Origin of the sequence: Prauserella sp. PE36, assembly GCF_003311655.1 — a bacterium.
Classification (GTDB): Bacteria; Actinomycetota; Actinomycetes; order Mycobacteriales; family Pseudonocardiaceae; genus Prauserella_A; species Prauserella_A endophytica.
Genome location: NZ_QEQT01000080.1, coordinates 15,064 through 28,890, shown reverse-complemented (window position 1 = coordinate 28,890; position 13,827 = coordinate 15,064). Strand labels below are relative to the sequence as shown.

Sequence of the window (13,827 nt, the reverse complement as noted above, 5' to 3'; positions counted from 1 at the left end):
TGGCTCCTTCCCGGTGGGTCCGAGACTCACCAGGTCAGCGAGTCGTCGTCGCCGGACTGTCATTCTCAGTCAGACACAGCAGATCAGGCTAGGCTTTGCGGCCATGACGGGCGCCACGAGTCACACCACGTTCCGAACCGCCATCGTGCCGGCCGCAGGACTGGGCACGAGATTCCTGCCGACCACGAAGGCCGTGCCCAAGGAACTGCTGCCCGTCGTCGATACCCCCGGCATCGAGCTCGTCGCGAACGAGGCGGCGCAGGCCGGTGCGAAACGTATGGTGATCGTCACATCGCCGGGCAAGGAGTCGGTCGTCAACTACTTCCAGCGCCAGCCGGAACTGGAGGACACGCTCGAGCGCAAGGGCAAGACCGAGCTGCTCGGGAAGGTCCGCAGGGGGCCGGGGCTGCTGGACGTCGAGGTGGCGATCCAGGAGCAGGCACTCGGTCTCGGGCACGCGGTTGCGCAGGCCGAGCCGAACCTGACCGACGAGGACTCCGCGGTGGCCGTGCTGCTGCCCGACGACCTGGTGCTGCCTATCGGGGTGCTCGACAAGATGGCCGAGGTGCGGGCCGTGCACGGCGGCAGTGTGCTGTGTGCCTTCGACATCCCCAAGGAGCGCATCTCGCCCTACGGCGTGTTCGACGTCTCCGACACGGGCGACGCCGACGTCAAGCGCGTGCACGGCATGGTGGAGAAGCCGAAGCCGGAGGACGCGCCCTCGACGTACGCGGCGGCCGGCCGATACCTGCTGGACCGGGCCATCTTCGACGCGCTCAAGCGCATCGAGCCCGGCAGCGGTGGTGAGCTTCAGCTCACCGACGCGGTGGCGTTGCTCATTGCCGAAGACCATCCCGTGCATATCGTTGTGCATCGCGGCGGCAGGCACGACCTCGGCAATCCGGGTGGCTTCCTGCGTGCCGCGGTGGATTTCGCGCTGGAGGACCCCGAGTACGGGCCCTCGCTGCGTGCCTGGCTGAAAGAACGAATCGAGAACGCCGAGTCATGACCGAACCCGAGCCGATCACCGCTGACGAGCCGGAGGCCGCGGGCTTCCGGTCGGTCGACGAGCAGCTCACGCTCACCCTGGGCGCCGCCGTGCGGCCGCGCCCTGTGCGCGTGGCGATCTCCGAGGCGCAGGGCCTGCTCTGCGCGGAGGAGGTCGTCGCCGAGCACGCGCTGCCCGGCTTCGACCAGGCCGCGGTGGACGGCTACGCGGTCCGCAGCGTCGACGTGCGCACTGCCGGTCAGGAGCCGGTGCAGCTGCCGGTCGTCGGCGAGATCCCGGCCGGGTCCCGGCAGCCGCGCAGGCTTCAGCCGGGCCAGGCGGTGCGGGTGGCGACGGGAGCTCCGTTGCCGACGCTCGCCGATGCGGTGGTGCCCACGGCGTTCACCGACGGCCACCAGGCGAAGGTCACCGTGCAGCGTGCGGTGCCCTCGGCCGGATACGTGCGGCGGACCGGTGAGGACGTGCAGATCGGCGACGTCGCCGTGCGCAGCGGCGACACCATCGGCTCCGCGCAGGTCGGCCTGCTGGCAGCCGTCGGCAGGTCGAAGGTGCTGGTCTACCCGCGGCCGAGGGTCTCGATCATCTCGGTCGGCGACGAGCTCGTGGACGTGGATCGCACCCCGTCGGTGGGCCAGGTCTACGACGTCAACTCCTACGCGCTGGCCGCAGCCGCGCGCGACGCGGGCGCCGAGGTGAGCCGCGTCGGCATCGTCCCGCTCGACCCGAAGCGCCTCCGCGAGACCGTCGAGGGCAGGCTGCTGATGTCCGAGGTCGTCGTGGTCGCGGGCGGAGCGGGTGGCAGCACCGGGGAGGAGGTGCACGCCGCGCTGTCCGACCTCGGCGACATCGACCTGCACCGGGTGGCCATGCACCCCGGTTCCGCGCAGGGCTTCGGCAGGCTCGGCCCCGACTCCGTGCCCACGTTCCTCATTCCCGCGAACCCGATGAGCGCGCTCGTGGTGTTCGAGGTGATGATCCGGCCCCTCATCCGCGTGGCTCGTGGCACGCGCAACCCGCACCGCAGGATCGTCGACGCCCGCCTGCTCTCGCCCGTCACCTCGACGAAGGGCCGCAAGGGCTTCCTGCGCGGGCAGCTGCTGCGCGACGAGAGCAACGGCGAGTACCTGGTGCAGCCGCTCGGCACGTCGGGTGCGCACCTGCTCGCGTCGCTCGCGGAGGCGAACTGCCTCATCAACATCGACGAGGACCTCACCGAGGTCGCGGCAGGGGAGCAGGTCAAGGTCACGTTCCTCGCCCAGCGGGCCTGATCACGGGCGATGACGTCGCAGGTGTACGCAGGTCCCTACGGCACCGAGCCCCGCCACCCCGGCTGGCCTGCCAAGCTCGGTCCACTGGTGGTGCGTGCCGGCAGCGTCGCGCTGCGGCCGGTGCACCTGCGGGACGGGCGGGAGTGGAGCCGCATCCGCCTGCGCGACCGCGAGTACCTGGAGAAATGGGAGCCCACCTCGCCGGGATCGTGGACGGACCGCAACGGTTTCGGGGCCTGGCCTCCGCAGTGGCTCTCGTTGCGGGCGCTCGCCAGACGCGGCCAGTGCCTGCCCTTCGCGATCACCGTGGACGGCGCTTTCGCCGGGCAGATCACGCTCGGCAACGTGATCAGGGCCTCGCTGCGGTCGGCGTGGGTGGGCTACTGGGTGTCGTCCGAGCTGGCAGGCGGCGGGGTGGCCACGGCGGCGGTCGCGCTGGCGACCGACCACGCGTTCCGGGCGGCCGGGCTGCACCGGCTCGAGGCGACCGTGCGCCCGGAGAACGTGGCCAGCCTGCGGGTACTTGGTAAGGCGGGTTACCGGCAGGAAGGGCTATTCCTGCGCTATCTCGATGTGGCCGGTGATTGGCGGGACCACATCTCTTTCGCCGTCACCGCCGAGGAGATGGGCGCGGGTTTCGTCGCGCGACTCATTGCCGACGGCAAGGCACAGCCGCCTGAACCGCGTTAACACTTTGTGAGATTTTCACCCGGTTTAGCTATACCTTTGCGTGATACGACCGGCGAGTCGCCGGGTTTTCTGTTACTCCTGTGACTAGCGTGACGAAGGTCAGCGTGGTGACGGGAGTGGGGCGACCACCCGACTGGTCGCGCGATCCACGACGACAGCGGTAACGGTCGGGGGAGGTGACGGGAGATGCCAAGCTCGTTGATCATTGTCGCGCTCGCGGCGGCGTGGCTTGTCGTTCTCGTTCCCATGGTCGCGCGCAAGCGCCAGGAGATCACGCAGACCAACGATTCCGCGTTGGCTGCGCGGGTCGTGCGGAGCGGGAGTGCACACAACCAATGGCGGAGGAGGTTCGCCATGTCCGGAGAAGCCAAGCGGGCCGACGACGAGGACCTAGTCGACTCCGAGTACGACGACCTCGACCAGGATCTCGACGAAGACCTGGACGAGGACTTCGACGAGCCGGAGCCCGAACCCCAACCGGTCCGCAGACCCGTCGCTGAGGACGAGTCGGGCCGCCGTTACCGGCCGGGCCGGGGCGGCTTCGATCCCGAGGCCGCGGAGATCGCTGCCCGCGCCAAGTACGCGTTCCGCCAGCGGGTCGTGCTCGGCCTCATCTTCGTGGTCGTGGTGACCGCGGTGGTCGCGGGCTTCGTGCTGCCGGTCGTGTGGTGGTTCAACGGCCTCGCCGACGTGGTGCTCGTCGGCTACCTCGTCTACCTGCGCAGGCAGGTGCGGATCGAGGACGAGATCCGTCAGCGCAGGCTCGCGCGGTACAACAACGCCGCGAGGCGTGTCCCGAGGCGGCCGGAGCCGCTGGAGGAGTCCGCTCACGTGGAGGTCGTCGACCCCCCGCGCCGCGAACTGGTGGGCCTCGAGCGCAAGCCGGTGCCGACGTCGCGGATCCGCAGGCAGGCCGTGGTCGTGGACCTGGAGGACGAGGATCCCGCCTTCCACGAGCTCGACGACCCCGGTCAGCTGCCGTATCGGAGGGCCGCCGGAGAATAGGACCCCCTCGCTCGATGGGCATAGCGCCACTGTTATGCTCATCGAGCTTCCTCAAGGGGCTGTAGCGCAGTTGGTAGCGCGTCTCGTTCGCATCGAGAAGGTCAGGGGTTCGATTCCCCTCAGCTCCACCCTAGGGGTCTTACTAGAACACGGCACCGAAACAACGCCACGTAGTAGGACCTGAAGACCCTTGGTAGCCACGGGGCCGCCTCCCTTTTGGGAGGCGGCCCTTTTGGCATTTCGGGGTCGGGTGTCGGTTCGTGGCTCCGGCACGGTCACGTCGGTGGTCTGCCAGTCGCTCTGGACGGCGTGCAGATGTGCGAAGGGCTCTCGGAGGCTGTGGTCGGCGATCTGGTCGTCATCGACGTAGATGCTGTGGAAGATCGCTTGGTTGAGCATGCGGCGTTGCTGTTCGTCGCAGCGGCGGTAGAGCTCTTGGGGGTTCTCCAGCAAGGTGAGCGCGGCTTCGATGAGCCGGGCGCTGTCGGAGAGGTTCTCGGTCGTGGTGGTGAGGCGTTCGCCGAGGCGTCGTCGCTGGCGGGCGATCTCGCGGAGCTTGGTCTTGATCTTGTCCTGCCCGATGGTGGAGTCGGCCGCCAGTTCGATGAGGTTCTCTTCGCGGGTGTCCAGCGCCTGCAACTCGGTGGTGAGTTGTTTGTGGAGCAGTCGCTCGGACGCTTCTTGCTCGTCGATGGTGCGGGCGACTTCGGCGCGGACGGTGGCGACGAACTTGGCGCTGAAGCGGATCGTGGCGTAGTGGTTTTCCACGGCGTCTTCGATAAGGGCGACGTTGATGTGCGGTGCTTCACAGCTGCCGTTCTGCTTGTTGCGGCAGAAGAAGTAGGTGTATTCGCTGCCTCGGGAGTTGACGGTGTGCTGGACGATCAGCCGCTGGGTGATGCCCGCTCGTTTGCAGCGTCCGCAGAACAACGAGCCCTTGAGGTAGTGGGGGTGCTCGCGGCGGCGTTCTCCTGCCGTGGAGCGGGATTCGAGGAGATCCTGGACGCGATCGAACAGGTCCTCGTCGATGAGTGGCTCGTGCCGGCCTTGGACCTCCTCGCCATCGACCTCTACGTATCCGAGGTAGTAGCGGTCTCGCAGCATCATGGAGAGCTTGTTGATCGAGACTTGCTTGGCGGGATGGCGACCGGTGGGCCGGGTGCGCAGGCCGCGATCGTAGAGCTCGTCGGACAGGTCTTCCAACGAGTAGTCACCGGTGACGTAGAGCTCGAAAGCAAGCTGGACAAAGGGCGCGCGTTCGGGGTCGACGGCGATGGTGCGGATTTCGCGGCCGTCGAACCGGTCTCGGACGTTGAGGTAGCCCAGCGGCGCGCGGCCGATCGTGCCGCCATTCTTGGCTTTCTGCTTCATCTTGTACGCGATGTCCGCGCCGGACTCCCGCGACTGATACTCGTTGAAGGTGGCCAGGATGCCGTGCATGAGCTGACCGACCGGCGAGTCGTCGATGGACTCGGTGGCCGACACGAGGGTGACCCCGCGCTTACGGAGATCGGCCATGACGATGGCGTCGTCGAGCCGGTTCCGCGCCATCCGGGACAGCTTGTAGACGATGATGTAGTCGACGTCGCCCGCGTTGCGAACTCGCGTGAGCATCCGCTGGAACTCGACTCGCTTCGACATCTCGGTCGCTGTGCGACCAGGCTCGACGTATTCATCAATGATCGTCAAGCCGAGTTGCTCGGCTTTGCGCTGGCATTTGACGCGCTGGGCGGGTATCGAGATACCTTCGGGGTCGTAGTCGTTCTTGACCTGGCCAGCCGATGACACCCGCAGATAGATCACTGCCCGGCTTCCCGGCTCCACCGCTTCGGCGACCGTCGATAGGACGGCAGGGAGAGCGTCATCCCCGAGCAGTTCGTCGACGAGATCGTCGTATGCACTGGTCATCGCGCGCTCGTCTCGGTCGCCGAGTGCTCGGGCTCGATGAACACGTCAACGAGGTGCAGGCCGAGCTCTTCGATAAGGCGTTGGCACGCCGCGCGCTGCGCGTCCAGGGAGGCAGCCGTGGCCGGGGCGTCTGATGCCATACGCCGGTAGGTGACGACCCGAAGCTTCGGCTCCGCTGCGGTCGAGGCCGCCGATAGCGTTGCGGAGAAAACACCTTTGCACCAGTTTCCGGAAGGTTCTGCGTTCGCGCCCGTCATCCCACGCTCTTCTCGTCTATTTCGGAATGGAGATCGCCACAAAATGGCTGCCGCTCGAAAGTCGGCGTCTCCTTTTTCAATTCAAATATTACCTCGATGTGCCGTGATTCTTTACGCCGCTTCCGAATGGTCGATTTGCTGCTCTTCCGATGCAACGTTTGATTCTTGCGTACCGAACGAGTCGTTTTCGGGCGCGTCTTCGTCTTGCCTTGCTGTTGTTGCGAGACTCACGATGACTTTTGCGAGCTTGCGAATGTCAGGCGGATCGTGACGAATGCCTCGGATCGCAACGCCCCCAGAATTGGCGGGATGGCGTTTTCTCTGCCTTCTCTTTCTCTGCGGAGTCATAGGTCACCCGACCCGGAACGGGAGGCCACGTCGTCGGCCGGGCGCACTCGTTGTCCGCTGGACCGCTGGGGGCTCCGGACGGGGCCATCTCCGGTCGGCAGCGACCGCGTAGGCGAGCCCTCGGCTCGTGGTGACGAGTGGTCAGCCCGGAGCCTGTGGGCCGGGGCTGGCCGGACCGCCACGAACGCCTGCTGGACTGGCGGAACGGGGTAGCCCTCCCGCCGGAGTTCATCGTCGACTTCCCGCTGCAGTGCGGTGATGGCTTCGATCGTCAACCCGTCCGGGTAGTGGTTCGTGGCCATCACGCGGCCCGCCGTTGGTCGGGCGGCAGCGCATTCGCGGAGAAGTCGTTGGCCCCGGCCGAGGCGGGGACACCCCACCAGCGCCGGTCGGCGGCGGCGAACTCCTCGGCGGTCACCAGCGGCGGGTGCACCCACACCTCCGACCAGACCCAGTCAGCTTGCGGAGTCGGCTTTCCGTGGTGGGTGCGCCCCCAGACCTGGCGGCCGAGGTACTTCGGGTTACGCAGGATCGCCCGCACAATCGCCACCGTCCACACGCCTGGCTCGCCTGTCTCGGGGTCCAACGGCGCGGGGTAGCGGGACGCGGCGAGTCGGCGACGGATCTCCGTGGTGGACAAGCGATCCTCGCCCCTCCACACGAAAATCATCCGCACCGTGGACGCTTCGACCGGTTCGATCTGCAGCCGAGTGCGCCAGCGCGCTCGTCGGCCCGCCGGAGTGACCCGGACCCGCCGAGCGCGATAGCCATAAGGCACGTCTCCGGTGTTGAAACCGGCGCGAACCAATTCCTCGGACACGGTGCGGGCCGCAACAAGGTTCGCGGCGTGGTAGTCGCGCAGGACGTGCTGCCGCACGCGCCACGACGGCGTGACCTCACCGGTGTCCGGCTCCGTCGCCGACCCGAACAGCCGGGCGCCCATCGCTGTGAGGCGCTGCCCGAAAGTCTGGCGGCCGGCGGTCGCAGCCCAACGCGGAATGCGGTCGCCGGACTCATCCTGCGCGGTGGTGTTCGAAGGCATGGCGGTTCTCCAATTCCGTGAAGGGCTATGAGGCGCGCGAGTTCTGCGTGCGAGCGGCCGTCCGGCCTCCGGCCTGGCGCGGACGCGGCGAGCCAGGGCGGGTGCGTCCGGTTCTCTGGCCGCCTGCTCGCGGTCCCTTGCCGCGCGCGGAAGTCGGCCCGCGGTCGGACTGATGGCCGGGTTCTTCGGCGCGCAAGGAGGTCAGAAGCCTGGTGTGCCAAGCCAGCGCGAAGCGCAGGCAGTTGGATTCGCTGCGGTGGCTGGGCGTGCAGCCGGGCACATACCTGCCCCGGAAACTCCAGGCCGCCGAGTCACTGCTGGAGATCGCGTCGGCATAGCGCCCCAGCCCGAGCACCTTCGCTCCGAAAGCGTGCAAGCGGTACCCGCGAGCCGACAGCGACCGCATGATCTGCTCGACTTCAGCGGTGTGCTGGCGTCGGCACACACTGCCCACCCCGACCAGCGGCAGTGCGGCGAGATCGACGCCGTGTCGTTCGTAGAAGTCCGCGCACCGGTTGTAGTCCGCAATGGACTGGCCTTGCAGTACGGGGATGATCGGCAACTCGGGGGCGAGATCACGCAGCCGCAGGTAGTTCGCGACCGTGCGGTGCTGATGGACGCGCACCGTCGCACCGGTGCGTGCCAAGACATGAGCCTCCGTCATGTGGTCCATTGGCGCGGCCCACGCGAGGTTGCTGATCTCGGTGGCGTAGCGGCGAAGCGCCGCGACGTAGCCGCGTTCGTCGATGCGCCACCTGCCGTGCATCGACAACTCCGTGAAGCCTCCGGAGTCGCACGCCCACGGCGCGCTCGCGCGCGGAAGGCTGCGCCGATCGGCCAGCCTGCGGTGGGAGACCAACAGTGGGACACCGAGATCGCGGGCGAGCCAGGACGGCTGATGGGTCCCAAGGAAGAACCTCATCGTGACACCGCCCGCCGAGCGGTATTCGCGAGCAGCAACACCGCAACGGTGAGCGCGGTCGCGACCGCCTTGCCGAGGATCTGACCGGGCACTGCGGCGAAGGACCCGAACGCCAGCGGCACGAACAGCACGCTGTCGCTCACCAGCCCGACGACGTTCGAGCCGACGACCGCGCCCAGCCGCGACCGGCCCCGAATCCGGCCGTAGATGACCGAGTCGACGCACTCGGACACGGCGAACGCGACAACGCTCGCGACGGCGATCTGCGGTGAGGCCAACGACCAGGACAGCCACGCCCCCACCACGATCGCGGCGAGAACGCCCGACGTGCCCAGGGTCTCGTGCAGCAGGTCTCGCAGCGTCAGCGTCACCCCGGCCCACAGCGTGCCGGCGGGCACGATCAGCGAGATGACGAGCAGAGCCGACCAGTGCGTGGAGGCCCAGTTCGCCATCACCACCGAGCCGACGTAGGCGGCCGACACCGCCAGACCCGCCCAGACGAGCCCGTGCCCCGCCGTCGCGGGCGAGCGCGGCAGCCCGGTCATGCCGCACGCTCCACAGTGACCGGTGCGCCGGACCGGCACGACCACGGCGAGCAGCCGTCGGGATCGTCCTCCTCCACCGCCTTGGTGGAGACCAGCCGCAGGTGCCGCTTTCCGAGAGCGGGCGGGTCGAGGTCGACTTCGCCGAGTGGTCGACAAGACCGGTGCAAGAAGTACTGCCCGCGCAATTGCTGACCTTGAGTCGTGGCGTGCGGGTAGCCGTCGCGGATGGCTTTGTCGAACTCGACCGCCTCGGCCCAGCCGTCGGGGTCGTTGTCGCGCAGCCAGCGCCAGCCCGCGTTGCCGTGGAATGGGCACCCGACGCAGGCGCTTTTCACCGTCTCGCCGAACCCGCGCTCGGCGAGATAGTCGGCGCACCGCGTGCGGTCCCAGCCGAGGTCGATCAGCGGGAAGACGTTGCGCAGGTAGCGCACGCCCGAGTCCTTCGCGCGGGTGAACTCGTCGGTGCTGATGCCGATGGCCTGCTCGACGTACACCCCGCGCGGCACCCGTCGTGGATGCGGGTAGCCGAGCAGTTCGCGTGCCGTCTTCTTCAGCGGCGAAATTTTGTACTCGCTAGTACATTGCCTACGCGCCAAGCCACGGCTGCCGTCGGGGTTGAGGACATGCAGTGGCATCGACACGAACCGGTGGGCCGGGTCGAGCGCGTCGTCGCGGATGTTGCCCGCCGACACCGTGCGCACCGGAATGCCGAACTTCGCCGCGTGCGCACGGAGCCGGGCGAGGTTCGCGTACACCGCGCGTGGTTCCCAGCCGGTGTCAGCAAACAGCGCGACATCGAAGCGCGGGATCACGCCCTCGCAGGCCAGCAGCAGGACGGCGCTGCTCTGGACTCCGGCGCCGAGCGAGAGGCATCGCAAGACCGGACCGGCGTCGTGAACGGAGGCTGGATTGGTCATGCCGCGTTCGCCTCCTCCGCATATCCGGAGGGCTCGGTGGAACCGGCGCCGAGGAGCGCGGCGAGGTCGGCGAGCAGCAACCCGACGGCATACGTGGCCTGCTGCGGAACGACGCCGTTGCCCAACGCACGAAGTTGCGCGGTGCGCGGCAGCGGGAGTCCCGTTACCCAGCCCGGCTCGAGCCCTTGGAGCCATTCGACGAAGGCCGGGGCCAGCACGGGGCGCCCATGGACGCCCGGTTGCGTGGGGAACGGTGCGGGTCGCCCGAGCACCTGTTCCCAGCGCCGCACGGCCGGCGCGTAGTCGCCCCAGTCCACCTCGGGATGCACCGATGCTGGCGAGGCGAGATCCGGGTCGGCGACGGCTACGAGATGCCGCCGTCGGCGTCCGGTGCGAGCAGCCGCATGATCGCCGACGGAAGCATCAGGTCGCCCTTCGACCCCCGCTGCGCCGGGCAGCCCTTCGTCCCGTCGGTCGCCCGAGGCGTCGGCAGGAACGCCTCGGGGTCGACCAGCGGAAGCACCTGCTGCGACAACGGCGGCCGGAAACCCGCACCCGCCCGGCGACCCGCCGTGCCGGTGTCCGACGCCCTCGGCGTCGGCAGCAGCCGCGCCTCGTCGGGCAGCGACGGACCACCACCCTGCGTCCTGTGAGTGCAGTTCTTCGCATCCGAGGCGGTCGGCGTAGGCAGCAGCTTCATCACCGCGTCCACCGCGTCGTGCAGATTCACTTGATGCCCACCAGCTCGACGCCGCACCGGGTCCGCCGGACCTCGGTTGTCGCCGTCGCGGGCCTGCGGGGTCGGCAGCATCCGGGGAGGCAACGGGGCGGGGCCAGGCGAGCAGGAACACCCGTTCTCTGCGGTGTGCCGCGCCGATGTCGGCGGCGCGGACGCTACGCCAGAGCGCGTCATACCCCGCTTCGGCCAAGTCGCCGAGTACACGGTGGAGACCTCCGTTGCGCCAGCGAAGCGCGGCGACGTTCTCCACGACGAGCAGCGCGGGTCGTAGTACGCGAACGCCCGCCACGATGTCTGTCCACAGTCCACTGCGGTGGCCCTTCTCGATACCCACGCGCCGCCCGGCGGCGGAGATGTCCTGACACGGGAACCCGGCCGTGAGCACGTCGACCGGTTCGACGTTTGTCCAGTCGATGGCGCGGACGTCGCCGAGGTTGGGGATGCCCGGCAACCGGGCGGCGAGGATCGCGGAGATGTGCGGGTCGGGGTCGGCGCACCAGGCGAGGCGGCCTCCGCCGAGGGCGGCGAGCACCCCGAGGTCCAGTCCGCCGTAGCCGGTGCAGACCGACCCGACAACCGGTCCCGGAACGTCGGTTTCCCGCCACGTCTGAGAGGTGGCCGCCCGCACCGCCCCCGCCGCCGTCGTGGTGACGGCGACGGGGGCGGGGGCGGGGGCGGAGTCGCGCCCCGACCGAGCTCGGGTGCGGTGTGGCCGGGTGGTCATGCCGCCCAGCTCTCTGACACACCCGACTCGCCCCTCAGGTTCTCGGTGTGTCGTGCTCGGCTGGTGAGGAACTGTCGCGAATCCTGACGGTCCGTCGAGATTCCTGAACCCGCCGAGCGGCGCAGGGCCGTGCGGAAAATCAGCACATCCTCGTGGCTGATGAGGTGCAGCGGCAGCCCGGCTTCGCGCTGTTTGCGGATGAAGTCGCGCTGGAAGAAGCTGCCACGCGCAACGAGGTCGTGCTCGGCGGCCCGCGCCAGCAGCGCAACGCAGCGCTCGACCGGGATCAGACCGGCGTGCAGACCGCACGCCAGGATCTGCGAGGGCAGGTCGATCAGCTCGGCGTGTTCGCGCCAGGGCCGGATGGTGATGGCGATGTGCCCGCCCGGCCGCAGATAGGTGGTGAGTCCGGCGAGGATGCGGGTGAACCCGGCCAGCAACCGGTGGTGCCCGATGTTGGCGAGGTTGCCGCGGTCGAGGGTGTTGCCGTAGAGGTGGTGGTACTTCTGCACCCCCGCGCCCGGCGCGACCGACACCTGCCCGTGCGTGGACGGCCCGTACGGCGGCGAGGTGACCACGAGCGCGGCCTGCCCGACGTACTCCGGCGGTAGCAGCGACGCGATCTGGCGGGCGTCACCGTGGAACACCCGGCCCTCGTGCTGCACCCCAGCGTCGTGGGCGAGCGCGAGGTTGGCGCGGGCGACATCGACCCAGTGCGGCTCGTACTCGATGCCGACCGCGCGGCGCCCAGCGTGCAGTGCCTCGACGAGGGTGGTGCCGATGCCGCACATCGGGTCGAGAACCAGGTCGCCCGGCTCGGTGTAGTGGGCGATCGCGTGCGCGGCCACGGCCGGGAGCATCTTCGCCGGATGCGCGGTCGACTCGGGCGTGTAGCGGCCCTTGCGCTGGGCCGCCGGTGAGGTCTGCGCGGTCGTCCACACCGACACCGCAACGTCTCCCACCGAGTTGGCGGCGACCCGCTCGGACGGCGTACCTGTGGTGCCGTCGAGGCCGTCGATGAGCGCGCGCGGGACGAGCTGAGTCGGCCCGTCCACCGGGCTCTCCGCACGGGCCGGGGCCGGGCTGGGGCCGGTATCGGACAGGGCGCGCGGGAAGCGGTCGTCGGCCACGGTCGTGCCTTCCTGGCGGTGGTCTTCGGGCTGGGCAGGATTCGACATCTGGCCGTGGTTCATCGGATGACTCCGCTCTCGAGCGCCGCGTCCGCCGGGCTCAGACGAGGCGGCTCGTAGTCGTGCGGCTGAGCGAAGACGAGGACGTCGGAGTGGATGCGCCGATGCGGTGCGGGCAGCCCGCGCACGGCCGCGCGGTGTCGAGCGCGCGCCTCGTTCTCGGCCGCCGGGCCGCTGGGCTCGGTGAGGGATTCGGCGGCGAACCGGCCGTGGCGCACCGGGGCGTGCAGGGCGACGATGTGCTGGAGGTAGAGCAGGTCGGCGTTCTGCGCTGAGGCCACGACCGCGCCGGTCGGGTCGATCAGCTCACCAGCGGGCCAGTCACAGTGGGTGAGCACGACGAGGATCCCGCCGACCCGCAGCAGCCGGGCCGCGACCAACGCCACGAGGTCGCTGGACTGGTCGCCGCCGTGCTCGGGGCGCAGGCTCGTGATGATCAGGTCGGTGTCGGCCGGCGCGTCCTCGGCACCGTCGAAGACCCCGTCGCCGAGGTCCGACCGCGCCGGCGAGAAGAACGTCACTGCCGAGCGATCGGAGTCGCCGACAAGGTCGGCCCAAAACGGTCGCGCACCCGGACCGGTGGCGGTCGGGTCCGCCGCGACGCGCTCCACGCGGCCGGTCCGGTTGAGCTCCTCGACGGCGGCGAGCGCGTCGGCCAGCGCGTGGTCGGGCTCGGTTGCCGGGGCGTGGTCGATCACCCCGTCCGCGCCGACCGGTGCGAGCGGCGCACGGCCGTCGGAGGTCGGCCAGGGCAGGAATGCGACCCGTCCGCCGGGCTCGCTGAACGAGCTGACGATCTTGCTGACGATCGGTTCCGGCCAGGCCGTGTCGAGGTCGATCGGCGCCGGGCCAGCCGTCCAGACCGTCGCCGGGGTGGGCGTCGCCGTGGACCCCCGCGACCGGGAGCGGGTGCTCGCGGAACCGGGCTTGGCGGGACTGACCCTGGTGGTGGTCGACGCGGTCGGATAGGGGCGGCGATCCCCGCCGCGGCGGGGATCGGAGCGGGTGCTCGCCGGGCGGGCGCTGTCACCGCGCCGCTTCGGTCCGCGGCTCGCGGAGTGGTCGGACTGGGTCATGGAATCCTCGCAGAACCTTTGGGGTTGCGCGCCGCGATACGTGGCGCCCTGTGACACCCCCCCAACTCCGAAAAACGACCCGCTTTTCCAGGGCTGTTACCGAATCTTTATCGGCAATGTTTTGCTGCCATTCGGGGTCAAAGAATGTGCATGAGGCTCGCGCGCGTGTGCCCGCGTAGGGCTTGTG

The 13,827-nt window shown here is 69.2% G+C and carries 13 protein-coding genes, 1 tRNA gene and 2 pseudogenes; 5 read left to right on the top strand and 11 right to left on the bottom strand.

Features of this window, described 5'->3' with window-relative positions; genetic code table 11:
* Positions 1–103 precede the first annotated feature (103 nt).
* The 5 genes from DI005_RS21675 to DI005_RS21655 all read left to right on the top strand — a co-directional run bounded on the left by DI005_RS21675 (position 104) and on the right by DI005_RS21655 (position 4,100).
* Positions 104–1,009, top strand: coding sequence for a UTP--glucose-1-phosphate uridylyltransferase (locus DI005_RS21675; RefSeq protein WP_113643332.1), 906 nt, complete (start codon positions 104–106; stop codon positions 1,007–1,009).
* Positions 1,006–2,277 (top strand): gephyrin-like molybdotransferase Glp, encoded by a 1,272-nt coding sequence (gene glp / locus DI005_RS21670; protein ID WP_112276486.1) that lies wholly within the window; start codon positions 1,006–1,008, stop codon positions 2,275–2,277. The genes DI005_RS21675 and glp overlap by 4 nt, the downstream gene beginning before the upstream one ends.
* A 9-nt stretch (positions 2,278–2,286) precedes the next feature.
* Entirely contained in the window at positions 2,287–2,967 is a 681-nt protein-coding gene (locus tag DI005_RS21665; protein WP_112276487.1) for a GNAT family N-acetyltransferase, read from the top strand.
* A gap of 186 nt (positions 2,968–3,153) precedes the next feature.
* Positions 3,154–3,972: a gephyrin-like molybdotransferase receptor GlpR gene (gene glpR, locus DI005_RS21660; RefSeq protein WP_113643331.1), complete on the top strand. Its 819-nt coding sequence runs from the start codon at positions 3,154–3,156 to the stop codon at positions 3,970–3,972.
* 55 nt (positions 3,973–4,027) lie between these two features.
* A tRNA-Ala gene (locus DI005_RS21655) sits at positions 4,028–4,100 on the top strand.
* Positions 4,101–4,788: 688 nt separating this feature from the next.
* On the opposite strand, the pseudogene DI005_RS39140 reads toward DI005_RS21655, so the two are convergent.
* From DI005_RS39140 to DI005_RS21615, 11 genes and pseudogenes are all read right to left on the bottom strand, one after another.
* Positions 4,789–5,880, bottom strand: a pseudogene (locus tag DI005_RS39140) (recombinase family protein); the annotation flags it as partial.
* Entirely contained in the window at positions 5,877–6,137 is a 261-nt protein-coding gene (locus tag DI005_RS37995; RefSeq protein ID WP_147263895.1) for a hypothetical protein, read from the bottom strand. The gene DI005_RS37995 and the pseudogene DI005_RS39140, both read right to left, overlap by 4 nt.
* Positions 6,138–6,786: 649 nt before the next feature.
* Positions 6,787–7,527 carry a recombinase family protein gene (locus tag DI005_RS21645; protein ID WP_113643330.1) on the bottom strand — a complete coding sequence of 247 codons (741 nt, stop codon included), beginning with the start codon at positions 7,525–7,527 and terminating at the stop codon, positions 6,787–6,789.
* 25 nt (positions 7,528–7,552) lie between these two features.
* Positions 7,553–8,293 (bottom strand): hypothetical protein, encoded by a 741-nt coding sequence (locus DI005_RS21640; RefSeq protein WP_233520250.1) that lies wholly within the window; start codon positions 8,291–8,293, stop codon positions 7,553–7,555.
* 152 nt (positions 8,294–8,445) lie between these two features.
* Positions 8,446–8,994: a VUT family protein gene (locus DI005_RS21635; protein WP_113643328.1), complete on the bottom strand. Its 549-nt coding sequence runs from the start codon at positions 8,992–8,994 to the stop codon at positions 8,446–8,448.
* The gene (locus DI005_RS21630) at positions 8,991–9,911 is read right to left on the bottom strand and encodes a hypothetical protein (RefSeq protein WP_113643327.1); all 921 of its coding nucleotides are present in this window, start codon (positions 9,909–9,911) and stop codon (positions 8,991–8,993) included. The genes DI005_RS21635 and DI005_RS21630 overlap by 4 nt, the downstream gene beginning before the upstream one ends.
* The gene (locus DI005_RS39135; RefSeq protein ID WP_233520253.1) at positions 9,908–10,240 is read right to left on the bottom strand and encodes a hypothetical protein; all 333 of its coding nucleotides are present in this window, start codon (positions 10,238–10,240) and stop codon (positions 9,908–9,910) included. The genes DI005_RS21630 and DI005_RS39135 overlap by 4 nt, the downstream gene beginning before the upstream one ends.
* Positions 10,241–10,275: 35 nt before the next feature.
* On the bottom strand, positions 10,276–10,641 hold the full coding sequence (locus tag DI005_RS39130; protein WP_210971102.1) for a hypothetical protein: 366 nt from the start codon (positions 10,639–10,641) through the stop codon (positions 10,276–10,278).
* 166 nt (positions 10,642–10,807) lie between these two features.
* Positions 10,808–11,374: pseudogene (locus DI005_RS39125) on the bottom strand (DNA cytosine methyltransferase); the annotation flags it as partial.
* The gene (locus tag DI005_RS21620; protein ID WP_113643325.1) at positions 11,371–12,567 is read right to left on the bottom strand and encodes a TRM11 family methyltransferase; all 1,197 of its coding nucleotides are present in this window, start codon (positions 12,565–12,567) and stop codon (positions 11,371–11,373) included. The gene DI005_RS21620 and the pseudogene DI005_RS39125, both read right to left, overlap by 4 nt.
* Positions 12,564–13,640, bottom strand: a complete 1,077-nt coding sequence (locus tag DI005_RS21615) for a hypothetical protein (protein WP_113643324.1) — start codon at positions 13,638–13,640, stop codon at positions 12,564–12,566. The genes DI005_RS21620 and DI005_RS21615 overlap by 4 nt, the downstream gene beginning before the upstream one ends.
* Between the last annotated feature and the right edge of the window lie 187 nt (positions 13,641–13,827).